The following is a 24253-nucleotide window of genomic DNA, read 5'->3' on the forward strand; positions in this document are numbered from 1 at the left end:
GATGCAAAGGAACCGCTTCATCGCGCGGCTCCGACGAAACGATAGCCCTCGCCACGGCGTTCAACCCGGCCCAGACCGCCCTGTGGCAGGTGAAAGCCCATCAGCCAGATCTGTTCGTCCGCCAGCCGGTCCAGCAACCGCTGGCGGGTTTCGGCACCGCGCTCGGGGTCTTGGTCCGATCCGCTGGCCCAGCCGGGCCGGGCAAAGGCGAGATGGTGATTGCCGATGGCATCGCCGCCGATCATCATCGCGTCACTACCGCTGCCCAGCAGGAACGACATATGCCCGGGCGTATGCCCGAAACTCGCCTGTGCCATGATGCCGGGGAGCACTTCATCTCCGTCGGAGAAATGGGCCACCCGGTCCGCGATCGCCGCCAACCGCCGCGCGGCTCCGACGGCAAAGGCGGCGCGGGCTGCGCCGATTGTGTCCACGGTCGCCGGATCGCGCCAATAGTCCCATTCGACCTGACCCATGTGGTAGCGCGCATTGGGAAAGACCAGATCGTCGAAATCGTCCAGCACGCCCCAAAGGTGATCCGGGTGGCCATGGGTAAAGACAACGTCGGTCACCGCCTCCGGGGCGATGCCCGCCGCGTCTAAGCTCTCTGAAAGCGATCCGGCCGATGGCATAAAGGCGGGGCCAGCGCCCGCGTCGAAGAGGATCACCCGGTCGTCATTGTGCAAAAGCGTCAGGTTGCAGGGCGGCGCCAACTGGTCCTGAGGGAGATCAAAGGGCGCCAAAACCTGCGCCAGTTCCTCCTGCGGCAAACCTTCAAAGAAGAAACTCCGCGGGAGCAGCAGATTGCCGTCGCTCACACTGACAAACTCATACCCACCGATCTGGGTAGAGGTTAGGGCAAAGGCACGCAGCGGGCCATGGGCAAGGGCCGCCGCGCCCATCCCTGCCAGCACCGTCCGTCTATTGACCTTCATCTTATGCCCTCCCCGCATTCATTCCGATTCGTGAATATAATTATCCTCATCGGCTAACGGCACAAGGGGCGAATGCCCCGGCAAGAGATAGGTGTGCAAAACAAGGCAGCTATGCATGATCGTGGCTTGCATCGGGGGCAGGGGTTCTATCTAGGGGACACCACTCGAAACCCACCCCGACCCGGACGGAAAATGACTGATATCACAACAGAAGGTGCCTCGATCGCCTTTGACAAGGTCGGCAAGGCCTTTACCAAAGCAGGCGGGGCGACCGTGAATGCACTTGAGGGGATATCCCTCGACGTGGCACCGGGCTCAATCACCGGGATCATCGGGCGTTCGGGGGCGGGCAAATCGACCTTGCTGCGCATGGTCAACGGGTTGGAGCGTCCGACCACCGGCAACGTGCTGGTCGGCGGTGAGGATGTCAGCACCGCCAAAGGCGGCAAGTTGCGCGCGATCCGACGTGACGTTGGCATGATTTTTCAACACTTTAACCTGCTGTCTTCACGTACCGTGGCGGGCAATATTGCGCTGCCGCTCGAAGTGGCCGGGATGCCGAGCGCGCAGATCAAACCGCGTGTGGCGGACCTTATCGACCGGGTCGGGCTAAGCGCGCAGGCGGGGCGCTACCCGGCAGAGCTTTCGGGCGGCCAGAAGCAGCGGATCGGCATCGCGCGCGCCTTGGCCACCGGGCCGAAAGTGTTGCTCTCGGATGAGGCGACCTCGGCTCTGGACCCTGAGACCACCCAAACGGTTCTGTCGCTTTTGAAGGACATCAACCGCGATTTGGGGCTGACGATCCTGCTGATCACCCATGAGATGGCCGTGGTGCGCGACATCGCGAGCCATGTGGCGGTGATCGAGGCGGGCCAGATCGTCGAACATGGGGCCACCTATGACATCTTCACCGCGCCGCAACACGCGACGACGCGGTCCTTCCTTTCGGGCGTGACCGGCGTCACCCTGCCTGCTTTCGTCAAAGAACGGCTGACCCAAACCGCCCCTGCAACGGGCGGCGAAGAGGTGATCCGCGTCACCTTTGCAGGCGCCCATGCCACCGATCCGATGTTGGCGCGGCTGACGCAGGATATGGGCATTCCGGTCAATATCCTTGCGGGCGCTGTCGAAGAGATCGGAACCCGGCCCTTCGGCAACCTGCTGGTGTCTCTGCCGGTGGCGCAGGCCGCCCAAGCGCGCGCCTTTTTGGAACAACACGGGCTTCTGACGGAGGTGCTGGGCTATGTCGGCTAATCTGATTAACCTTTTGATCGAAGCGACGGGGCAAACGCTCTATATGGTGGCGGTATCCGCGATCCTTGGCACGGTCTTTGGCCTGCCGCTGGGGCTGTTTCTGGCCACCTCGCAACGCGGGGAACTGCTGTCCGCGCCTTGGGTGAACAAGGGGCTCGGGCTGGTGGTGAACGCCACGCGCTCCGTTCCGTTTATCATTCTCGTTGTGGCGATCATTCCCTTTACCCGCATGGTGGCCGGAACCTCTATCGGCACCACGGCGGCCATTGTGCCGCTGACTATCGCGACGGTCCCCTTCATCGCGCGTCTGGTGGAAAACGCGATCCGTGAGGTCGATTCCGGGTTGATCGAAGCCGCCCGCGCGATGGGCGCGACCCCGCTGCAGATCATCCGCAAAGTGCTGCTGCCCGAAGCGCTCCCCGGCATCACGCTGGGCCTGACCTTGGCGATTGTCAGCCTGATTGGCTATTCCGCCATGGTCGGGGCCGTAGGGGGCGAAGGGCTGGGAGACCTTGGTATTCGATATGGATATCAACGGTTTATGCCTGACGTTATGGCAATCGTCGTGATCATCCTTATCGTCTTGGTACAGCTTGTGCAGTCCATAGGCGAGCGTATCGCCAGCGCCGTGGACAAACGGGCCACCAAAAGCGGCGGCCAATAGGCCGCGCCTTACACCCGCCCTCTCAATCTAAGGAGACTACTATGCTTCGTCTTACGACACTCACCTCCGTTCTGGCGCTGATGGCCACCGGTCTTGCCGCCGAGGAAATCAAAGTCGGCGTTTCCCCCGGCGAGCACGCCGAGATCATGGAAGAGGTCGCCCGTATCGCCGAGCCGATGGGCTTGGACATCGATGTGGTCGAATTCTCTGACTACGTGGTCCCGAACCAAGCGCTGGCCGATGGCGACATTCAGGCCAACTCGTTCCAGCACGTGCCCTATCTTGAAGCGCAGATGAAAGACCGCGGCTTTGAGTTGAGCGTCGTTGGCAACACCATCACGACCCCCATGGGTGTCTATTCGGACAAGATCACCGCGCTTGCCGATCTGGAAGAAGGGGCCACATTCGGCATCCCGAACGATCCCACAAACGGTGGCCGCGCGCTGCTGGTCCTGCAAGAACTGGGTCTGATCAAGGTGGATGAGGCCGCAGGTCTGGTGCCGACCGTGCTCGACATCACCGAGAACCCCAAGGACCTGTCCTTCAAAGAGCTTGATGCCGCCCAACTGCCGCGGTCGCTGGCCGATCTGGATGCGGCTTTGATCAATACCAACTACGCGATTGCCTCGGGTCTGAGCCCCAAGGAAGATTCCATCGCGATGGAAAGCGCCGAGAACCCATATGTGAACGTCATCGCCGTGCGTAAAGGCGACGAGGAAGCCGCATGGGTTGAGACACTGCTCAAGGCCTATCATTCCGATGAAATCAAAGCCTTCATCGATGAAAGCTATCAGGGCACTGTTATCACCTCCTGGTAAACGCGCGCTTTCAGAGCGTCACGACAGACTTGACCCGCCCCGCGCGGGTCGAGATCACCATCGCCCCAAAGGGGCTGCAATTCGGCAGGTTAAGACTCCCTCTCCAATTAGGTTGAGTTTGACGGTCGGCCAAAACAATTAAATTACTGTTTAGGAATACCGCGTAGCTCTCGCCTATCGTTGCGAGGGGCAAAAGTGCCCCCGGCTAAATTCTACGCAGACTTCTTAACATGAAAATTATGTTGCGTTGCGGCGTGAGAATTTTGTTGAAAAGTTCAATTCCACCCGTATCGTGAAATCACGAGGGGTTTTTTCACATGACCCGGGGCTTGCCCTTCCTGATGTCTGACAGGGGCCGATGGTCGCGAAACATGTGAACGGGACGTTCAATTAGAAGAAGCGACCATAACAGACCTAGGGAGAATATCATGAAGACCGTGAAACTGATGGGCACCGCCGCCAGCCTGCTTGTGATGGGTGTCACCCAATCTGCCGCGCAGGATTTGACCGTGGGGTATTTCCTCGAATGGCCAATGCCGTTCCAATATGCCAAGGCCGAGGGAATGTATGACGAAGCCCTTGGCACCAGTGTGAATTGGGTCAGCTTCGACTCCGGCACAGCCATGTCGGCGGCGATGGCGTCGGGCGATGTGCATATGTCGGTAAGCCAAGGCGTGCCGCCCTTCGTGGTGGCGACCTCGGCGGGGCAAGATATTCAGATTCTTGATGTCGCAGTCAGCTATTCCGAGAATGATAACTGCGTGATCCGGGAGGAGTTAGAGATCGATAAATCCTCCGTCGCGGAACTGGCAGGCAAGAAGGTCGCCGTGCCACTCGGCACCGCTGCGCACTATGGTTTTCTCAAACAAATGAGCCACTTCGGCGTCGATGTTGGGTCGCTTGATGTGGTCGACATGGCGCCGCCTGATGGCGCTGCAGCCATCGCGCAGGGTTCGGTCGATATGGCCTGCGGCTGGGGCGGCTCTCTGCGGCGGATGCTGGAGCATGGCAATATCCTTTTGACGGGCGCCGAGAAAGAAAAACTGGGCATTCTCGTTTTCGACGTGACCTCTGGCCCGGCGTCTTGGGTGGCTGAAAATTCCGATACGGTGTCTGCTTTCCTGAAAGTCACGGCAGAAGCGAATGCGATGTGGGCCGATGAGGCCAATCAAGCCAAGATGCTGCCCGTGATCGCCAAGGACGCCGGCATGGACGAAGACGCCACGATGGAAACGATCGCGACCTTCACCTTCCCCTCGCTTGAGGACCAGATGGGAGAGAAATGGCTCGGGGGTGGCGCGCAGGAGTTCATGAAAGGCGTCGCAGATGTCTTTGTCGAAGCGGGCGCGATCGACGCGGCGCTCGACAGCTACGACGACGCGGTCAACACCGGTCCGTTGCAGGCCGCAGGCGAGATGTAAGCCAAGACGGCTCAATACGGGGCCGCCCCCAATCTTTGCCCGGTTCGTTGTAGCCGAAGAGCCGGGCAGGCGGGAGCGGTCTTAGAAAAATAGCAGGGGGCACCGGGGCGGCATGTCGGGACTAAAAATCGAAAATCTGTCGATGCGGTTCGACCTGCCCAATGGCGGTCACGTACAGGCGCTTGAAAACGTATCGCTTGACCTTGCCGAAGGCCAATTGATGTCGGTGCTGGGCCCCTCGGGTTGTGGCAAGACGACGCTTCTGAACATCGTTGCGGGATTTCTTGCGCCAACCTCGGGCGAGATCGTTTTGAATGGCCACAACGTGACCGGGCCGGATGCAGAGCGGGGCATGGTCTTTCAGCAGGGTGCGCTGTTTGAATGGATGTCGGTGCGCGAGAACGTGAGTTTTGGCCCTCGGATGAAGGGGCAGAGCGAAAAGCAATACGGGGCCGAGGTCGACCACCTGCTCGATATCGTCGGGCTGCGGGACTTCAAGGAAAAGGCGATCTACGAACTTTCCGGCGGGATGCAGCAGCGGGTGGCGCTGGCGCGTTGTCTGGCAAATGATCCCGACGTGATCCTGATGGATGAGCCTTTGGGCGCGCTTGATGCCCTGACCCGTGAAAAGATGCAAAGCCTTGTGCTGAAGCTTTGGAAAGAGACGGGCAAGACCATCATCCTCATCACCCATTCGGTCGAAGAAGCGCTGCTGCTGGGCGAGCGGCTCTTGGTCATGGCGCCGCGTCCGGGGCGCATTCACCGCGAATACCGTCTGCCCTTTGCCGATCTGGGGGTGGGCCACGATCTGCGCGAGGTTAAGAAGCATCCAGAATTCGCCGAAAGACGCGAAGAGATCCTTGGTATGATCTGGGACATGGAAGAAGAGATTATGGGCCGGACGGAGGACGCATAATGGTTATCCTGCTGATTTATATCGTTATCTTTGCCGTCTCATTCTTTTTGGTGCGTCTTGCCGTCGACCAGACTGCGAATGGATTTGTTGCGCGCAAGACCGTCACCTTTGGCGATGAAAGCGCTGTCACCTCGAACCGCACCGCCAGCGTAATCTCGATCCTAACGATCTTTTTGCTGTGGGGCGCTTTTACCGGCTCGTCGCTGCTGCCCCGGTTTTTGCATGCGCCCGGCCCCTTTGAGGGGCTGGCCGAGCTGACCTATACCGCAGAGGCCGAAGACGGCAGCCGCGATGATGCGACGATCACCGTCTTGGTGCATCCCGTGGGCGAAGATGCCGATACGCCGCAGGTCGATCCCGGCGAAGGCTGGGCCAAGAATGACGCTTTCACCATCGGCGCATGGCGGTCGGGGCTTTTGCGCGTCGATAAGAATGACGAGAAGGGCCGCGATGTCGGGCACCGCGTCGTCGCGGTGAACGGCCAGCAGATCGTGCCGGGTGGGGAGGTGCTGACTGACTTTGGCCGCGTCGGCATGTCGCCCAAGGGCACGCTTAATTTTGAGCCTGCGAAGGGCTGGCAGATGGAGCCGATTTGGCTGCCGCCACCTGAGGCCGTGGTCGCCCGGTTGGGTGAGATTTCCAGCCAAGGTTACCGGGACAGCACCCTGTGGGAGCATTTGGGCTATTCGCTTTTCCGCGTTGTCGTGGGCTTTGCCCTTGGGGCGCTGGTGGGCATTCCGCTGGGCTATGCCATGGGCCTGTCGGGCTGGTTCCGCGGGTGGTTCGATCCGATTGTCGAATTCATGCGACCCGTGCCGCCGCTTGCGCTGATTCCGTTGGTGATCATCTGGGCGGGGATCGGCGAGGTGGGCAAGATCATCCTGCTGTTCCTTGCGGCCCTATGGATCATGGCCATCGCTGCGCGGTCGGGCGTGTCGGGGGTGAATATCACCAAGGTCCACGCGGCCTATTCGCTTGGCGCGTCCAAGGCGCAAATCATGCGCCATGTGATCGTGCCGAACTCTTTGCCCGAGATCTTTACCGGGGCGCGGGTGGCGATGGGCGTCTGCTGGGGCACGGTGGTGGCCGCCGAACTGGTGGCCGCAGAAAAGGGGGCTGGGATGATGATCATGGTCGCCTCCAAATTCCAGCTGACCGACATCGTACTGATGGGGATCATCCTGATTGGCGTCATCGGTTTTGGCATCGACATGTTGATGCGCAAGGCCGAGCGGCTGTTGGTGCCTTGGAAGGGGCGGTCTTAACCCCGCCCGCCTCAGTTCATCGCTTTCGAGGAGAAACACTTGCCAGACGCCGAATTCCGCGCCACAGTGAAAAAATGGAGGATATTTTCACATGACCCGAGCGAAAAGGCAGGGGGCCGAGGCCACGGCGCCACGCTCACTGGGGGCCGATTTACGCGCGATCCGCAAGGGGCGCAGACTGACCCTGACCGATATGGCCGAGGCGTTGGACCGTTCCGTTGGCTGGGTCAGTCAGGTCGAACGCGATATCTCGACTCCCTCCATCTCAGACCTGCGACGCATGGCCGAGATCTTGGACGTGCCGGTCTCTCTGCTTTTTGGCGAAGCGACAGTGACCCCCGAGGAACGCGGCTATGTTGTGCGCGCCGGGGCACGGCGGGCCATGGGAAGTGCGGCCAACGGGTTGACGGAAGAGTTGCTTTCCCCCGATCTGACCGACAGTTTCGAGGTCATCCATTCGACCTTTGCAGCCTATTCGGGGCTGGAGGCGCCCGTCATGCGCGAAACGCAGGAGGTGGGCTTTGTCATCTCCGGCCGGTTGAACCTGAAGATTGCAGAGCGCAGCTTTACCGTCTGCCCCGGCGACAGCTTTCGCATTCGGGGCGAATATTACACTTGGGACAACCCCTACGACACGCCTGCCGTGGTGGTCTGGGTGATCTCTCCGCCGGTTTACTGAACCGGGTTTTTATCAATTCAAATGGTTTCAAACTGACCGGGGGCGCCTTTGGTCAGCCTTTGGCAGTGCTTGGCAAAGGGAGCTGAACGTGGCTGATTTTCCGACAACGGCGCGGGTCGTGATCATCGGGGGCGGCGTGGTTGGGGTCTCGACCCTCTACCACCTTGCCCGTGCGGGTTGGACCGATTGCGTCCTGCTTGAAAAGAACGAGCTCACCGCGGGCTCCACTTGGCATGCGGCGGGCAATTGCCCCAATTTCTCGAATTCATGGGCGGTGATGAACATGCAGCGCTACGGGCTAGAGATGTACCGCAGCTTGGGCGAGGCGGTGGGCTATCCGATCAACTACCACGTGACCGGGGCGCTGCGTTTGGCCCATAGTCGTGAACGGATGCAGGAGTTTGAACATGTCGCCTCCATGGCCCGCGCGCAGGGGCTGGGGATGGAGATGTGCACCCCCGCCGAGCTGAAAGAGCATAACCCGTTCATAGAGCTACATGACCTTGCGGGCGGGTTGTGGGACCCCTTGGATGGGGACATTGACCCGGCACAACTGACCCAAGCCCTTGCCAAAGGCGCGCGGGAGGCAGGGGGGCAAATTCACCGCTTTACCCCCGCCACCGGCATAGATCGCGATGGGGGCGAATGGATCGTCCATACCGAAAAGGGCGATATCCGCTGCGAGAAGGTGGTCAACGCTGCCGGCTATTACGCGCAGCGGGTCGGCGAATGGTTCCGCCCCCATGGCGGCCGCCGGGTGCCTGCCGTGGTGATGAGCCATCAGTATTTCCTGACCGAAGAAATCCCCGAGCTGGCCGCATGGACCGCCGAAAAGGGCCACAAAATGCCGATGGTCCGCGATGTGGACAGTTCCTATTACCTGCGGCAAGACAAGAACGGTCTGAACCTCGGTCCCTATGAGCGCAACTGCAAAGCCCATTGGATCACCCCCGACGATCCGATGCCCGAGGATTTCAGCTTTCAGCTCTACCCCGATGATCTGGACCGGCTGGAATGGTATATCGAAGACGCCATGGCGCGGATGCCGCTTTTGGGCCAAAGCGGTGTGGGGCGGGTGATCAATGGGCCGATCCCCTATGCGCCCGATGGCTTGCCGATGCTCGGCCCGATGGCCGGCGTGCCAAATGCCTTTGAGGCGCATAGCTTTACCTTCGGCATCGCGCAGGGCGGCGGCGCGGGCAAGGTCATGGCCGAATGGATCATGGCGGGTGAGACGGAGTGGGACATGTGGGATGTCGACCCGCGCCGCTTCACTGCCCATGCCGATCACGACTTCACCCTCGCCAAGGCTTTAGAGACCTATGGTCATGAATATGCGATGCATTTCCCGCATCACGCGTGGCCTGCGGGGCGCGATAAGAAACTGTCGCCGTTTCATGACCGCCTGCGCGCAGCGGGCGGTCAGATGGGCGCCTACAACGGGTGGGAACGGGCGAATTGGTTCGCAAAACCCGGCGATGATACCTCGGAAGAGGCGACCCAGACATGGGACAGGGCTGGCCCATGGGCCGTCCGGGTCCGGGCTGAGGTCGAGGCGGTGCGCGACCATGTCGGCGTGCTGGACCTGCCCGGTTTCTCACGCTTTGCGCTGGCGGGACCGGGCGCTGCGGACTGGCTGCTGGGGCGGATCGCAGGCGCGCTGCCCAAAGTGGGGCGGATGACACTGGGCTATTTCCCCGACAGCCGGGGGCGGGTGCTGACCGAAATGTCGATCCTGCGGCATGCGGAAGATGAATTCACCCTGATCACCGCCGCCCCCGCGCAATGGCATGACTTTGAACTGCTGCGCGATGCGTTGCCCAAAGGGGGGGCGATCAGCCTCACGGATCAAACAGATCAAGTCTCGACCCTGATCCTCTGTGGCCCGAAATCCCGTGCGCTTTTGGCACCACTGGCTCCCGATGCCGATCTGGCATTGCCGTGGCTCAGCCATCAAAAGGCATCTGTGCAGGGCAAGCCCGCGTTGCTTGCGCGGGTCTGTTTCGCAGGCGAGTTGGGCTGGGAAATCCACGCGGCGCCCTCGGATATGCCCGCGATTTATGATGCGGTCATCGCGGGTGGGGCCGTGCCTTTCGGGATGTTCGCGCTCAATTCCATGCGGCTTGAAAAAGGCTACCGCACCTGGAAAGGCGATCTGTCGCAGGAATACACTTTGCTGGAAGCCGGGTTGGACCGGTTCATCCGGTTGGAGAAACCGCAGGCGTTTCCGGGCAAAGCGGCGCTGGTTGCCGAACGGGCGGCGGGGCCGCAGCGGCGCTTCGTCACGTTGGTCGTTGAGGGCAATCCACAAGACGCGCCAGCGATGGCCACACTGCGCCTGAAGGGCCGGGTTGTGGGCGAAGTGACCAGCGGCGGCTATGGCTACCGCGTCGATGCCTCCATCGCCCTCGGGGTGGTTCAGGCCGAGGCTGCCGTGCCGGGCACCGACCTCACGGTGGAAATCTTTGGCCAGAGTTACCGCGCCACGGTGCAGCCCGACGCGCCGCTTTGGGACAGTGAAAACACCCGCATCCGCGCGCAGGAGGTCTGAAATGGTACAACTGCCTTCCAAAGCCCGCGCCGTCATCATCGGCGGTGGCGTGATCGGCTGTTCGGTCGCGTACCATCTGACAAAGCTCGGCTGGACCGATGTCGTGTTGCTGGAACGCAAACAGCTGACCTCTGGCACCACATGGCACGCGGCAGGGCTGATCGCGCAGCTGCGCGCGACGCAGAACATGACGCGGCTGGCGAAATATTCCCAAGAACTCTACGGCGCGCTTGAGGCGGAAACCGGGGTCGCCACGGGGTTCAAGCGCGTGGGGTCGATCACTGCCGCGCTGACACCTGCGCGGCGCGAGGAAATCCTGCGTCAGGCCGCCATGGCCCGCGCCTTTGGCGTGGAGGTCGAGGAAATCACCCCCGCGGAAGTGCACGCCAAGTATCCCCACGTAGAGACCGAAGGCATGACCGGCGCGGTCTATCTGCCGAAAGACGGGCAGGGCGATCCGGCCAATATCGCGCTGGCGTTGGCCAAGGGCGCGCGGGCGCGTGGCGCGATCGTGGCGGAGCGAGTCAAGGCCACTGGCGTGGTGCGCGCGGGGCGTAGGGTCACAGCAGTAGATTGGGCCGGGGAGGATGGCAGCGCGGGGCAGATCGAGGCCGAGCATGTCATCAATTGCGCGGGCATGTGGGGGCGGGACGTGGGCCGGATGCTGGGCAGCAACGTGCCGCTGCAAGCTTGTGAGCATTTCTATATCGTCACCGAAGCCATTCCCTCCTTGCGCGAATTGCCGGTGCTGCGTGTCCCCGATGAATATGCCTATTACAAAGAGGATGCGGGCAAAATCCTGCTTGGTGCGTTTGAGCCTGTCGCCAAGCCATGGGCGCTGCAGGGTATTCCAGAGAGTTTCGAGTTTGACCAACTGCCCGAAGATTTCGACCATTTCGAGCCGATCCTTGAGATGGCCGTCAAACGGTTGCCACTGCTGGCGGACGCGGGGATTCACACCTTTTTCAGTGGTCCCGAAAGTTTCACCCCCGATGATGCCTATCACCTCGGTCAGGCCCCCGAGATGGACAATGTCTGGGTCGCCGCCGGGTTCAACTCTATCGGGATTCAGTCGGCGGGCGGCGCGGGCATGGCGCTGGCGCAATGGATGGAAGACGGGCAAAAACCCTTTGATCTGGGCGATGTGGACATTGCGCGGATGCAGCCGTTTCAGGGCAATAAGACCTATCTGGCGACGCGGTCGACCGAAACGCTGGGCCTGCTCTATGCCGACCACTTTCCCTATCGCCAAAAGGCGACCGCGCGGGGCATCCGGCGCAGCCCGGTGCACGCACATCTGCAGGAGCATGGCGCGGTCATGGGCGAATTTGCGGGCTGGGAGCGGGCCAATTGGTTTGCGGATGCCGGCCAAGAGCGTGAATACCGCTACGCTTGGGGGCGGCAGAACTGGTTCGACAATCAAGCCGCCGAACACGCCGCCATCCGCACGGGCGTCGGGCTTTATGATATGTCGTCCTTCGGCAAGATCCGGGTCGAGGGGCCAGAGGCCGAGGCTTTCATGAACCATATCTGCGGTGCGCAGATGGCGGTGCCGGTGGGCAAGATTGTCTATACGCAATTCCTCAACCCTCGGGGCGGGATCGAGGCGGATGTCACCGTGACGCGGCTCAGCGAAACGGCCTATCTCGTCGTCACCCCCGCCGCGACGCGGCTGGCGGATGAAACATGGCTGCGCCGTCATACGGGCGAGCGCCTTGTTGTGATCACGGATGTGACGGCGGGCGAAGCGGTCCTCGCCATTATGGGGCCAAAGGCGCGGGAGGTGTTGCAGGCGATATCCCCCAATGACTTCTCTAACGAGACGCACCCCTTCGGCATGGCGCGGGAGATCGAGATCGGCATGGGGCTCGCCCGGGCGCACCGCGTGTCATACGTGGGCGAACTGGGTTGGGAGCTTTACGTCAGCACTGAAATGGCGGCCCATGTCTTTGAGGTGCTGATCGACGCAGGCGCGGCCTATGGGCTGAAACTCTGCGGGCTGCACGCGATGGACAGTTGTCGGATCGAAAAGGGGTTTCGCCATTTCGGCCATGACATCACCTGCGAGGACCATGTGCTGGAGGCGGGCTTGGGCTTTGCGGTGAAGACCGACAAGCCCGATTTCATTGGCCGCGACGCGGTGTTGCGCAAGAAGGAGGCGGGGCTGACCCTGCGAATGGTGCAATTCCGTCTGACGGACCCGGAGCCGCTGCTGTATCACGCCGAGCCGATCCTGCGGGACGGGCAACTCGCGGGCTATCTCAGTTCGGGCAATTACGGGCATCACTTGGGCGGCGCGGTCGGGCTGGGCTATGTGCCCTGCGAAGGGGAAAGCGTCCCCGACCTGCTGCGCTCGACCTATGAGATCGACGTCGCGGGCCGCCGGATCAAGGCCGAGGCGAGCCTGAAACCGATGTATGATCCCAGCGGGGCGCGCTCGAAAAGCTAGGCCCCGCGCCCGCCCAGAAATCGCGCCCTTCGCAGGCTTATGCCGCCCTCTTTGACATAGATCAAAGCGGTGGTCTCAGCCGCATGCGATCCGTCTCCCAAAGATGAAGGGATTCGGAATATGTTCGATACGCTCAAGTTGATCGTGCTTGCGCTTATAGTGTTTTTTGCAGCACTCGGGGCGGATTGGGCGCGCGATCCGGCTTATATGGTCCATGCCCTGCTGATCATGCTGGTGGCGGCGGGGTTGTTCTTTTGGCAGTTGCGCCGAATGCCTGTTGAGGATGCACGGCCTGCCGTGTCCATGGCGCCGCAGGGCTATATGGATGGTCCGATCCGCTATGGCGTGATTGCCACCGCCTTTTGGGGCGTGGTGGGGTTTCTGGTCGGTACCTTCATCGCCTTTCAGCTCGCCTTTCCGGCCCTCAATATCGAATGGGCGCAGCCCTATGCGAACTTTGGCCGGCTTCGCCCGCTGCACACCAGCGCGGTGATTTTCGCCTTTGGGGGCAATGCCTTGATCGCCACGTCGTTCTACATCGTGCAGCGCACCTCTTCGGCGCGGCTCTGGGGTGGGAACGCGGCGTGGTTCGTCTTTTGGGGCTATCAGCTTTTCATCGTGCTGGCCGCCACGGGTTATCTGCTGGGGGCCACCCAGTCCAAAGAATATGCCGAGCCGGAGTGGTACGTCGACATCTGGCTGACCATCGTTTGGCTAACCTACCTCGCCGTATTCTTCGGCACGATCCTGAAGCGGCGCGAGCGTCATATCTATGTCGCCAATTGGTTCTTTCTGGCCTTCATCATCACCGTGGCGATGCTGCATGTGGTCAACAACCTCGCCATCCCGGTGTCGATCTGGGGCTCGAAATCGGTGCAGGTCTTTGCGGGCGTGCAGGATGCCATGACGCAGTGGTGGTATGGCCATAACGCGGTGGGTTTCTTCCTGACAGCCGGTTTCCTTGGGATGATGTATTACTTCGTGCCAAAGCAGGCTGGCCGCCCGGTCTATAGCTACAAGCTGTCGATCATCCACTTCTGGGCGCTGATCTTTCTTTATATCTGGGCCGGGCCGCACCACCTGCATTACACCGCCTTGCCCGATTGGGCGGCGACGCTGGGGATGGTGTTTTCGATCATCCTGTGGATGCCCAGCTGGGGCGGGATGATCAACGGTCTGATGACGCTCGAAGGCGCGTGGGACAAGATCCGCACCGATCCGATCATCCGCATGTTCGTCGCCTCGCTCGCCTTTTACGGCATGTCGACCTTTGAAGGGCCGATGATGTCGATCCGCGCGGTAAACTCGCTGAGCCACTACACCGACTGGACCATCGGCCATGTGCATTCCGGCGCGCTTGGATGGAACGGGCTGATCACCTTTGGCGCGCTTTATTTCCTGACGCCACGGCTCTGGGGTAGGGCGCAGATGCACTCCATGGCGGCGATCAACCTGCACTTCTGGCTCGCGACCCTTGGCATCGTCCTCTACGCGGCGTCGATGTGGGTCTCGGGCATTATGGAGGGGCTGATGTGGCGTGAGGTCGATGCCAATGGCTTCCTCGTCAACAGCTTTGCCGACACCGTCGAAGCCAAATTCCTGATGTATGTGGTCCGAGGTCTGGGCGGGGTGCTCTACCTCGCGGGCGGTGCAGTGATGGTCTGGAACATGTGGATGACCATCCGCGCCCCGCAAGCCCGTCCCGTCACCGTCGCCCTGCCAGCGGAGTAAGATCAATGGCCAAGAACCCCCACAGCCCGAACTATGACCCCGCTGACGATCCCAAGGTCGTAACCGCCAGCGAAGGCGTGAAGACGGGCAAAATCCCCAACGAACTGCCGCCCGAGACGCAGACGATCACCTTTCACCAGCGGTTCGAGCGCAATGCGACCCTGCTGCTGATTGCCTCGCTCGGGGTGGTCAGCATCGGCGGGATCGTCGAAATCGCGCCGCTCTTTTGGCTGGAGAATACCATCGAAGAGGTCGACGGCATGCGCCCCTATTCGCCGCTGGAACTGGCGGGGCGGGAAATTTACGTCCGCGAGGGCTGCTATGTCTGCCACAGCCAGATGATCCGCCCGATGCGCGACGAGACCGAACGCTATGGCCACTACAGCCTTGCCGCGGAATCGATGTACGACCACCCGTTCCAATGGGGCTCTAAACGCACCGGGCCGGATCTGGCGCGGGTCGGCGGGCGCTATTCGGATGAGTGGCATGTCGATCACCTGATGGACCCGCAGTCGGTCGTGCCGGAAAGCGTGATGCCGAAATACGCTTTTCTCATGGATGCCAAGCTTGAGCCTGAGGATGTGACCGATCTGGTGGCGACCCACCGGACGGTCGGCGTGCCCTATAGCGATGAGATGATCGCGAATGTCCGTGGCGATTTCCGAGTGCAAGTCGATCCCATGGGGGACTACGACGGGCTGCTGGAACGCTACCCCGGCGCGCAGGTGCGCAGCTTCGACGGGCAGCCGGGCATCAGCGAAATGGATGCCCTGATCGCCTATCTGCAAATGCTCGGGACGCTGGTCGATTTCTCGACCTTCGTGCCCGACGCCACCCGCTGAGGAGTTTGCCATGGACACCTATTCTTTCCTGCGCGAACTGGCAGACAGCTGGGCGCTTCTGATCCTGACGTTGATCTTTCTCGGGGTCATTGGTTGGGCCTTCCGCCCCGGCGCGCGCGCCCTGCACGACGATGCCGCCGCCGTCCCATTTCGCAACGAAGAGCCTGACCAAGCCCGCCATGACGGAGCCCAGCCATGACCGACAATCGCAAGATCGACCCCGCCACCGGGACCGAGACCACAGGCCACAGTTGGGACGGGATCGAAGAGCTGAACACGCCCCTGCCGCGCTGGTGGCTCTGGACCTTTTACGCCACCGTCGTCTGGGGCGTGATCTATACCATCCTCTATCCCGCATGGCCGATGGTCTCGGGTGCTACGGCGGGGCTGTTGGGCTATTCCACCCGCGGTGAGGTCGCCGCCGAGATCGCCCGCGTGGACCTGTCGAACGCCGATCTGACGCAGAGCCTCGTGACCGTCGATCTGGCGGTGCTGAAGGACAACGAAGAACTGCACCGTTTCGCGACGCAGGCCGGGCGCTCGGTCTTTGCCGCCAATTGCTCGCAATGCCACGGCGCGGGGGCGGGGGGTGTCGTGGCCTCGGGCTACCCCAACCTTTTGGACGACGATTGGCTCTGGGGCGGCACGATGGAGGAGATCGCCTACACCGTGCGCCACGGTATCCGCAATGAGGATGATCCCGACGGGCGCTTCTCTGAAATGCCGCCCTTTGACTGGATGGAAGAGGCCGATCTCGACGCCACCGTGCATTTCGTTCGCAGCCTGTCGGGGCTTGAGCATGACGCGGGCGCGGCGCGGGCGGGAGCGGAAGTCTTTGCCGACAACTGTAGCGCTTGCCATGGGGAACGCGGCCTTGGCGACCGTGAGATGGGCGCGCCGAACCTTGCCGATGCGATCTGGCTGCGCGGCGGCAGCCATGATGCGATCCTGCGGCAACTCAAAACGCCGCGCATGGGGGTGATGCCGCCGTGGCAGGCCCGTCTGGGCGAGGCCGAGGTGCGCGCTGTGACCGCCTATGTCCACGGTCTGGGCGGGGGCGAAGCCACAGTCGATGCCGAGGGTGCAGCCGCCGATTGAGTAGGTATGACAAAATGATCTGCGGATTGATGCAGATCAAAGCGGCCTGCGCCCCGCGGGTGTAGGCCGCAAGACGTAACCCCCGGAGCATACCGCCGATGTCCAACGCCGCCCCCCCGCTTTTTGCCGCACGAGAGCCGATTTTTCCCCGCCGGGTGAGCGGCTTCTTTCGCCGGTTAAAATGGGTGATCCTGATCCTCACGCTGGGGGTCTATTACGTCACCCCGTGGATTGGCTGGGACAGGGGGCCGAACCTGCCGGACCAAGCGGTTCTGGTTGATCTCGCCAACCGGCGCTTCCATTTCTTCTGGATCGAGATTTGGCCGCATGAGTTTTACTTTGTGGCCGGGTTGCTGATCATGGCGGGGCTGGGCTTGTTCTTGTTCACCTCCGCTCTGGGTCGGGTCTGGTGCGGCTATGCCTGCCCGCAAACCGTCTGGTCCGATCTCTTCATGACCGTCGAACGCTGGATCGAGGGCGACCGCAACGCCCGTATTCGTTTGCACAACGCGCCGTGGAGCCTGCGCAAGGCGCGGCTGCGGGGGGCGAAATGGCTGGTCTGGCTACTGATCGCGGTGGCCACGGGCGGGGCTTGGGTCTTTTACTTTGCCGATGCGCCCAGTCTGGCGCGCGACCTAGTGACCCTGCAAGCCGCCCCCGTCGCCTATGCCACCATTGCCGTGCTGACCGCCACGACTTTTATCTTTGGCGGCTTCATGCGCGAACAGGTCTGCATCTACATGTGCCCTTGGCCCCGCATTCAAGGCGCGATGATGGACCCCGGCACGCTGACCGTCGGCTACCGCAAATGGCGGGGGGAGCCGCGCGGCAAGGGCGGGGTAAAGCGCCAGAAAGCGGCGGCAGAGGCGATCGGCAGCGGCAATGCGGTGGCGCGCTACGGCGCGGCGCTGGACAAAAACACCGCAGGCGACCGCCAATCGCGGGATGGAGAGGTCTTGGGCGATTGCATCGATTGCAACGCCTGTGTCGCGGTCTGCCCGATGGGGATCGACATCCGCGAAGGCCAGCAGATGGAATGTATCACCTGCGCGCTCTGCATTGACGCCTGCGACGATGTGATGGCCAAGATCGGCCGCCCGCGCGGGCTGATCGACTACCTCGCGCTGGATGATGAGCCGCCTACTGCGCCCAAGGCGAGCGCCGCCGTGGCGGGCCTTGCCGAGACACCGGCGGGGGATGTCGCCGGGGCCATCCAGCCTCCGTGGCAGCCCAAGCCGCTTTGGCAGCATGTCTTCCGCCCTCGGACGCTTATCTACACCGCCGCGTGGGCCACCATCGGTGTGGCGCTTGTCGTGGCCCTGTTCATCCGGCCCGAGATCGACATGACCATCGCCCCGGTGCGCAACCCGACCTTCGTTACCCTGTCGGATGGATCGATCCGCAACGCCTATGACATCCGTCTGCGCAACAAACATGGGGAGGCGCGGGCGTTCCGGCTGTCTCTCGCGGGGGACCATGGCTTGGGCCTCAGCATCGAGGGGGCGCCTGATCCGGTGGTTGCTGTGCCCGCCGACACCACCCGCCTGCAACGGGTCTATGTGATCGCCCCGCCGCAGACCGAAGTCGCCGCAGCGCCGCGCAGCGGTCTGCGTTTTTGGGTCGAAGATATCCGCTCAGGCGAGCGGGCCTTTGGCGATACGATTTTCAATGGAAAGGACAGCCAATGACCGCAGCAGAGTTGCAAAGGCAACGCCCCCTCACAGGCTGGCATGTGCTGGCGATCTTCGTGGGCGGCTTTTCGATCATCATCGCGGTGAACCTCGCGCTTGCGTTCAACGCGGTGCGCACCTTTCCGGGCAAGGAAACCGAGTCGAGCTACATCGCCTCGCAGAATTTCGACACGGACCGCGCGGCGCAAGAGGCTTTGGGCTGGATGGTTGAGACAAAGCTGACCGCCACCGCGCTGCGCTTGGCGGTGCAGAACGCTGGAGAGGCGGTGGTACGGCCCGAGATCATCGCGGCGACACTGGGCCGTGCGACCACTGTGGCGGACGACATGACGCCTGCCTTCGCGTGGGATGGCCATGCATGGGTGGCCCCGGTCACCGCAGGCGCTGGCAACTGGAACCTCCGGATCGAGATGCGCGCCGCCGATGGCACGCTCTTTCGCCGCCGCATTTCGTTGCGGGTGACCCCATGACCGTTGCCGCCTGTCCGGGCTGTGTCGCAGCCGCCCCCTCGGCCGAGGCCGCAGCGCAGCGGGTTGCGGAGAACGACAAGGCACTTCACCTCGCCTTGCCACAGATCCGCTGCGCGGCCTGCATTGCGGGGGTCGAGGGGGTCTTGGTCCGAATGCCCTCAGTCAAAACCGCGCGGGTGAACCTTGGGGCCAAGCGGGTGCGGATCGTCCTGATGCCCGGATATGACGCCAGCGCGGCGCTTCAGGCGTTGAACGATGCGGGCTTTGAGGCACATGAGTTGGATGCGACCGCCCTGCGCCCGGCGGGGGATGACACAGGCCGCCGTCTGCTGGCCCGTGCCGCCGTCGCGGGCTTTGCCATGATGAACGTGATGGCGGTTTCCGTCGCGGTCTGGTCCGGGGCGGGCGATATCACGCGAGAGATGTTTCACTGGGTTTCCGCGGCCATCGCGCTGCCTGCTCTGGCCTTCTCCGCGGTGCCGTTCTTTGCCTCGGCAGGGGTCGCCCTAAGGGCCGGACGGATGAACATGGACGTGCCGATTGCGCTGGCGATCCTGCTGGCGGCGGCCACCTCACTTTATGAAACTTGTGCCGCCACGGGGGCGCATACATGGTTCGACGCGGCGCTGTCGCTGACCTTTTTCCTGCTGGTGGGCCGCTACCTTGAGCACCGCGCAAGGGCGACGGCGCGCTCTGCCGCGGCGGAATTGACGGCGCTGGAACTGCCGCGCGCCACCCGTCTGACCGCAAAGGGCCGTGAGACGGTGGAGGTGAGCGCCTTGATGCCCGACGACCGCATCGCCCTTGCCGCCGGGGCCCGCGCGCCGGTGGACGGCATGGCCTTGGGGGCCGCGATGGTGGACCGCTCCGCCCTGACCGGAGAGGCCGACCCCGTTGCCGTAGCGGCGGGCGGGGCGATCTGTGCGGGCGAGGTGATCCTCGGCGCGCCGCTGAACCTGCGCGTCACCCGCCGCGCCGAGGACAGCACCCTGCGCCGCCTTGCGGCCCTCGTCGAAGTGGCCGAGACGGGCAAGCACCGCTACAGCGGGATCGCGGACCGGGCGGCACGCCTTTACGCGCCGGTGGTGCATGGCTTGGCGGCGCTGGCATTCGCCGTTTGGTGGGGGCTGACGGGGGACCTCTATCAGGCGATCGCGGTGGCCACGGCGACGCTGATCATCACCTGCCCCTGCGCCTTGGCACTGGCCATTCCGGCGGTGACGGCGGCGATGACGGGGCGTTTGTTCCGCGCGGGCGTGCTGCTGAAATCCCCCACGGCGCTGGAGCGTTTGGCCGAGATCGACACGGTTCTGTTCGACAAGACCGGGACGCTGACTGAAGGCGTGGCGCGTCTGCCCGCTATTGATGCGCGCGCGGCTTCGGTGGCACTTGCCCTCGCGCAGGCGTCGGACCATCCGGCGTCACGCGCCCTGGCGGCGGCGCTGCAGGGTCATATGCCCGGCGAGTTGCGCGAATTGAGAGAGGTGCCGGGGCAGGGGATCAACGGTCTGTGGAACGGCGCGCCGGTTTCCTTGCGCCGGGGGCAGGATGGGCCAGAGCTGCAACTGCCAGACCGTTGCATCCCCCTGCCGCTGATTGAAACACCCCGCGCCGGTGCCGCAGAAGCGGTCAGCGCGCTGCAAGAGCGGAGGCTGGAGGTTGCCATGGTCACCGGCGATACCGCGCAGCGGGCGGCTATCTTGGCCCGTACATTGGGCATTGCCACAGTCTATGCCGCCGTCCGGCCTGAGGATAAGGCCGATCTGGTCCGCGATATGGCTGCGCAGGGCAGGCGGGTGCTGATGGTGGGCGATGGGCTGAATGACACGGCGGCTCTTGCGGGGGCCCATGCGTCCCTTGCCCCGGCCACGGCACTGGATGCGGCGCGGGTCGCCTCGGACGGGGTGATGCTGGGCGGTGATCTATCTGCGGTGGAGGATACGTTGCGTCTGGCGCGGCGGGCGCGCAGCCGCATCCGGCAGAACTTGGCCTTGGCCGCGGCCTACAATGCGGTTGCGATCCCGGTGGCGGTCATGGGCTTTGCCACCCCGCTGATGGCGGCGGCGGTGATGTCGTCCTCCTCTATCCTCGTGGTTTTGAATGCGGTGCGCCGATGAATATCCTGATCGTTCTGATCCCCGTCTCCATCTGCCTTGGCGCGGCCGGTCTTGCGGCCTGTCTTTGGACGCTGCGCAATGGGCAATACGATGATCTGGAAGGCGACGCCGCGCGGATTTTGCTGGAGAATGGGGAGGTGCCCAATGGCGAGGACCGACAGAACCCTAGGCCGGACAAAACGGCCTGAAGCGCAAAGGGTGGGTCGAAACCCGCGCTTTTGGTTCTGTGGCAGATTGCTTTCAGTCAGCGGCCTGCGAGGCCGAGATCAGCGCCTCCATGTCCTTGATCAGGACCGTCTGAGAGGTTTCAAGCGCGATGATATCCTGTTTGCGCAGGCGGGTCAGGGTGCGGCTGACGGTTTCGATCGTCAGGCCCAGAAAATCGGCGATGTCGCCGCGTGTCATGGGCAGGGTGCAGGTGGTGTGATTGCCGATCGGCCGCCCGTTGCGCTCCGCCAGCGTGATCAGAAAGGACGCGAGTTTTTCCATTGCGGATTTGCGGGCCAGCATCATGAAGTGATCCTGCATCGCCGAGATCTCACGCAGGGCGGCGTTCAACAGCCGCTTATGCGTGTCGTTGTCTCCGCCGAAATCGTCGAGCGAATGGCGGCGGTGTGCGATCACCTCCGCCGCCTCGATCGCCTCGCAATCGCTGTGATGTAGCGCGCCATTGGGAAAGCCGATGATATCGCCCGGCAGGCCGAAGGCGATGACCTGCCGCCGCCCGTTGCCCAGCACGCGGGTCAGACGAAAGACACCCGAGGTGATCTCATAGATATGATGGGCGATGTCGCCTTCGCGAAACAGATGCGTCCCGACCGCCTGCCGCTTGCGAGGCGGTTGCGCGGCGGGGGCGCGGGGGCAAAGCTGTATCTCTGGCACTTTGACTGCGGGAGTGAACTCGTTTGATAGCGTCACGTACATGCGATCGTCCTTTCTGGGGCGCGGTCACATTCTCAGGTGTATGTCGCAGCAAGACCTGCGGTGTTGTATCCGTTTGTAACGCTTTGTCGCAGGGGGTGGTGCTGCGGGTGGTGCTCGCTTGGGTTGCGGACTATACAAGCGCAGCTTTTGTGGGTGATGGCTGTGACCGCGAAAAAAATCCTTGTTGTTGATGACGATGCCAAGATCCGAACGCTTCTGAGGCGCTGCCTTGAGAGCGATGGCTACCTTGTGACCGAGGCGCATAACGCGCAAAGCGTGCGGGCGGCCTTTGCGGCGGAAGCCTTTGATCTGGTGACCTTGGATCTCAACCTCGGCGCCGAAGACGGGCTGGACATCGCGCGTGAGCTGCAGCGCGACCATGACGTGCCGATCTTCATGGTGACGGGCAAAGACGATGTGATCGACCGGGTTGTCGGGCTGGAACTGGGCGCGGATGACTACCTGACCAAGCCGTTCCATGTGCGAGAGGTTTTGGCCCGTGTGAAATCGGTTCTGCGGCGCAGTGGCAAACGCGAGGCGGGCGCGCCTGCGCCGCAAAGCGACGACCCGTGGCTTACGCTCGATGGGTTGAAGATCAACCTCGACCGGATGCTGCTGCTGGGCCGTGACGGGCAGGAGGGTGATCTGACCACGGCTGATTTCAAACTCTTGGCCGCCTTTCTAACCCACGCGAAGAAACCGCTGTCGCGCGACCGGCTGATGGACCTGATCGACGGGCAGAACTGGGCGCCTTTGGACCGGACAATCGACAACCAAGTGGCGCGGCTGCGCAAAAAAGTCGAGCGTGATCCGGCCCACCCGCAGTTGATCAAGACGGTGCGCGGGGTCGGCTATGTGCTGACAGAAAGCCCTGCCGAAAGCGCGGATTAATCTTGCAGCAAGCTGCGGAATGCCTCGGCCAAATCCGCCTGTCTGTAGGGTTTGCGCAGGATGGCGAAGGCATGGGTCTCCTCCTCTCCGCGCAGGACGTTTTCGGAAAAGCCTGAGGTGATCAATATCCGCAGGTGGGGCATGTCTTGCGCGACCCGTTTGGCCAAGGCATGGCCCGAAAGTTCGCCGGGCATCACCAGATCGGTAAAGACCACATCGATGTCGTCGCGCCGTTGAAGGATGTCCCAAGCGACATCGCCGGTCGTTGCCGTAACGCAGTCGAATCCCAGCGTTCTCAGCCGGGTTTCGGACAGACGCAGCACCATCGGGTCATCCTCAACCAGCAGCACGCGCAGGCCGCTGCCGATGGCGGCGTGCCGCGCGGGGTCCTCACTCAATACGGGGCGCGCCCGTGCGCTGTCTTTAAGCGCCGGAAAATAGAGGCTGATCGTCGTGCCCTTGCCCAATTCGCTGTAAATCGCGATATGCCCGCCGGATTGCTTGATGAAGCCGTAAACCATCGACAGGCCCAGCCCCGTGCCTTGACCGACCGGCTTGGTCGAAAAGAACGGCTCCATCGCGCGGGAGCGGGTTTCGGGGGACATGCCCGCCCCCGTATCGGCGATCGACAGGCGGATGTAGTTGCCCATGTCGATGCCGATCTCCTGCGCGACATAGGTGTCATCAAGCTGCATGTTGCGGGTTTCCAACGTGATCTTACCGCCCAAGGGCATGGCATCTTGAGCATTGAGCGCGATGTTCAAGACGGCGGTCTGGAGTTGGGTGGCGTCCACCTTGGCCTGCCAGAGATCCTCGGCAAAGGCTGTCTCGACCGCGATATGGCCATGGATGGTACGCTTGAGCATCGCCACGGCCTTGGAGACTTCGGCGTTAAGGTCGATCACCGCGGCGTTCAGCGTGCTTTTGCGGGCAAAGACCATCAGACGAGAGGTCAGGTCTGCCCCGATCTCTGCGGCTTCAAGCGCGTCGGAAATCAGCGCGCCGCTTTTGGCAGAGGTTTCCGACATTTCCAGCAGTTCCAGATTGCCAATCACCACCGTCAGCAGGTTGTTGAAATCATGAGCGATGCCGCCGGTCATCTGGCCAATGGCATCCATCCGTTGCGAGCGGGCGGTGGCCTCTTCGGCGGCCTTTCTGCGCGACAGATCGTGCATGATGCCGACAAAGGCGACCTCGCCAGAGATATCCGCACGGCCCACGGAAAGATGCAGCGGGAAAACACTGCCGTCGGCGCGCAGCCCTTCGACATCGCGGCCCACGCCGATGATGCGTTTCTCGCCGGTATCAAGGTGGTGGCGCAGGAAGCCGTCGTGTTGAACGGCCATATCCCCCGGCATCAGCATGCGCACGTTTCGCCCTACCAACGCCTCGACCGAATGGCCAAAAAGGGCCGCCGCGGCCTTGTTCACCCGCAGGATATTGCCCGCGCGATCCGCCACCACCATGGCGTCAACGGCGGCGTCCAGAAGGGCCAGCAGAACGGGGCTTTCATCGTTGATCTTCATGCACGGGGTCC

The 24253-nt window shown here is 62.5% G+C and carries 21 protein-coding genes; 18 read left to right on the forward strand and 3 right to left on the reverse strand.

The genetic code is table 11. The features are described 5' to 3' along the window. Nucleotides 1-17: 17 nt before the first annotated feature. The gene (locus R1T45_RS13430) at nucleotides 18-935 is read right to left on the reverse strand and encodes an MBL fold metallo-hydrolase (protein WP_317389307.1); all 918 of its coding nucleotides are present in this window, start codon (nucleotides 933-935) and stop codon (nucleotides 18-20) included. 192 nt (nucleotides 936-1127) lie between these two features. On the opposite strand from R1T45_RS13430, the gene R1T45_RS13435 reads away from it, so the two are divergent. The 17 genes from R1T45_RS13435 to ccoS all read left to right on the forward strand — a co-directional run bounded on the left by R1T45_RS13435 (nucleotide 1128) and on the right by ccoS (nucleotide 21089). Then, nucleotides 1128-2189: a methionine ABC transporter ATP-binding protein gene (locus tag R1T45_RS13435; protein ID WP_317389308.1), complete on the forward strand. Its 1062-nt coding sequence runs from the start codon at nucleotides 1128-1130 to the stop codon at nucleotides 2187-2189. Then, complete coding sequence (locus tag R1T45_RS13440; protein WP_317389309.1) at nucleotides 2179-2853, forward strand: methionine ABC transporter permease; 675 nt, start codon at nucleotides 2179-2181, stop codon at nucleotides 2851-2853. The genes R1T45_RS13435 and R1T45_RS13440 overlap by 11 nt, the downstream gene beginning before the upstream one ends. A 41-nt stretch (nucleotides 2854-2894) precedes the next feature. Continuing rightward, nucleotides 2895-3671, forward strand: coding sequence for a MetQ/NlpA family ABC transporter substrate-binding protein (locus R1T45_RS13445; RefSeq protein WP_067629390.1), 777 nt, complete (start codon nucleotides 2895-2897; stop codon nucleotides 3669-3671). Between the two features lie 428 nt (nucleotides 3672-4099). Next, nucleotides 4100-5092 carry an ABC transporter substrate-binding protein gene (locus R1T45_RS13450; protein ID WP_317389310.1) on the forward strand — a complete coding sequence of 331 codons (993 nt, stop codon included), beginning with the start codon at nucleotides 4100-4102 and terminating at the stop codon, nucleotides 5090-5092. Between the two features lie 112 nt (nucleotides 5093-5204). Next, complete coding sequence (locus R1T45_RS13455; protein WP_067629395.1) at nucleotides 5205-6008, forward strand: taurine ABC transporter ATP-binding protein; 804 nt, start codon at nucleotides 5205-5207, stop codon at nucleotides 6006-6008. After that, nucleotides 6008-7273 carry an ABC transporter permease gene (locus R1T45_RS13460; protein WP_067629396.1) on the forward strand — a complete coding sequence of 422 codons (1266 nt, stop codon included), beginning with the start codon at nucleotides 6008-6010 and terminating at the stop codon, nucleotides 7271-7273. Before R1T45_RS13455 ends, R1T45_RS13460 begins: the two co-directional genes overlap by 1 nt. Before the next feature lie 91 nt (nucleotides 7274-7364). Further along, entirely contained in the window at nucleotides 7365-7952 is a 588-nt protein-coding gene (locus R1T45_RS13465) for a helix-turn-helix domain-containing protein (RefSeq protein ID WP_132443370.1), read from the forward strand. 88 nt (nucleotides 7953-8040) lie between these two features. Continuing rightward, a complete protein-coding gene (locus tag R1T45_RS13470; protein WP_317389311.1) occupies nucleotides 8041-10503 on the forward strand; it encodes an FAD-dependent oxidoreductase in 2463 nt (820 codons plus the stop codon). Nucleotide 10504: 1 nt separating this feature from the next. Then, nucleotides 10505-12952, forward strand: coding sequence for an FAD-dependent oxidoreductase (locus tag R1T45_RS13475; protein WP_317389312.1), 2448 nt, complete (start codon nucleotides 10505-10507; stop codon nucleotides 12950-12952). Between the two features lie 120 nt (nucleotides 12953-13072). Continuing rightward, nucleotides 13073-14683 carry a cytochrome-c oxidase, cbb3-type subunit I gene (gene ccoN / locus R1T45_RS13480; protein ID WP_259944339.1) on the forward strand — a complete coding sequence of 537 codons (1611 nt, stop codon included), beginning with the start codon at nucleotides 13073-13075 and terminating at the stop codon, nucleotides 14681-14683. Between the two features lie 5 nt (nucleotides 14684-14688). Then, the gene (ccoO, locus tag R1T45_RS13485; protein ID WP_317389313.1) at nucleotides 14689-15525 is read left to right on the forward strand and encodes a cytochrome-c oxidase, cbb3-type subunit II; all 837 of its coding nucleotides are present in this window, start codon (nucleotides 14689-14691) and stop codon (nucleotides 15523-15525) included. A gap of 10 nt (nucleotides 15526-15535) precedes the next feature. Then, nucleotides 15536-15724: a cbb3-type cytochrome c oxidase subunit 3 gene (locus R1T45_RS13490; protein WP_120351105.1), complete on the forward strand. Its 189-nt coding sequence runs from the start codon at nucleotides 15536-15538 to the stop codon at nucleotides 15722-15724. Continuing rightward, on the forward strand, nucleotides 15721-16623 hold the full coding sequence (gene ccoP, locus R1T45_RS13495; protein WP_317389314.1) for a cytochrome-c oxidase, cbb3-type subunit III: 903 nt from the start codon (nucleotides 15721-15723) through the stop codon (nucleotides 16621-16623). The genes R1T45_RS13490 and ccoP overlap by 4 nt, the downstream gene beginning before the upstream one ends. Before the next feature lie 98 nt (nucleotides 16624-16721). Beyond that, a complete protein-coding gene (gene ccoG, locus R1T45_RS13500; protein WP_317389315.1) occupies nucleotides 16722-18311 on the forward strand; it encodes a cytochrome c oxidase accessory protein CcoG in 1590 nt (529 codons plus the stop codon). Then, nucleotides 18308-18784: a FixH family protein gene (locus R1T45_RS13505; RefSeq protein ID WP_317389316.1), complete on the forward strand. Its 477-nt coding sequence runs from the start codon at nucleotides 18308-18310 to the stop codon at nucleotides 18782-18784. Before ccoG ends, R1T45_RS13505 begins: the two co-directional genes overlap by 4 nt. Further along, nucleotides 18781-20901, forward strand: coding sequence for a heavy metal translocating P-type ATPase (locus R1T45_RS13510; protein WP_317389317.1), 2121 nt, complete (start codon nucleotides 18781-18783; stop codon nucleotides 20899-20901). Before R1T45_RS13505 ends, R1T45_RS13510 begins: the two co-directional genes overlap by 4 nt. Beyond that, nucleotides 20898-21089, forward strand: coding sequence for a cbb3-type cytochrome oxidase assembly protein CcoS (ccoS, locus tag R1T45_RS13515; RefSeq protein WP_067628064.1), 192 nt, complete (start codon nucleotides 20898-20900; stop codon nucleotides 21087-21089). The genes R1T45_RS13510 and ccoS overlap by 4 nt, the downstream gene beginning before the upstream one ends. 52 nt (nucleotides 21090-21141) lie before the next feature. On the opposite strand, the gene R1T45_RS13520 is transcribed toward ccoS, so the two are convergent. Next, a complete protein-coding gene (locus R1T45_RS13520) occupies nucleotides 21142-21825 on the reverse strand; it encodes a helix-turn-helix domain-containing protein (RefSeq protein WP_317389318.1) in 684 nt (227 codons plus the stop codon). A gap of 156 nt (nucleotides 21826-21981) precedes the next feature. On the opposite strand from R1T45_RS13520, the gene R1T45_RS13525 reads away from it, so the two are divergent. After that, the gene (locus tag R1T45_RS13525; RefSeq protein WP_260009174.1) at nucleotides 21982-22716 is read left to right on the forward strand and encodes a response regulator; all 735 of its coding nucleotides are present in this window, start codon (nucleotides 21982-21984) and stop codon (nucleotides 22714-22716) included. Here the strand turns inward: R1T45_RS13525 and R1T45_RS13530 are convergent. Then, on the reverse strand, nucleotides 22713-24242 hold the full coding sequence (locus tag R1T45_RS13530; protein WP_317389319.1) for a PAS domain S-box protein: 1530 nt from the start codon (nucleotides 24240-24242) through the stop codon (nucleotides 22713-22715). The genes R1T45_RS13525 and R1T45_RS13530 overlap by 4 nt on opposite strands. Nucleotides 24243-24253: the final 11 nt, after the last annotated feature.

The sequence above is a fragment of the Sulfitobacter sp. LC.270.F.C4 genome (assembly GCF_032922545.1).
Classification (GTDB): Bacteria; Pseudomonadota; Alphaproteobacteria; order Rhodobacterales; family Rhodobacteraceae; genus Sulfitobacter; species Sulfitobacter profundi.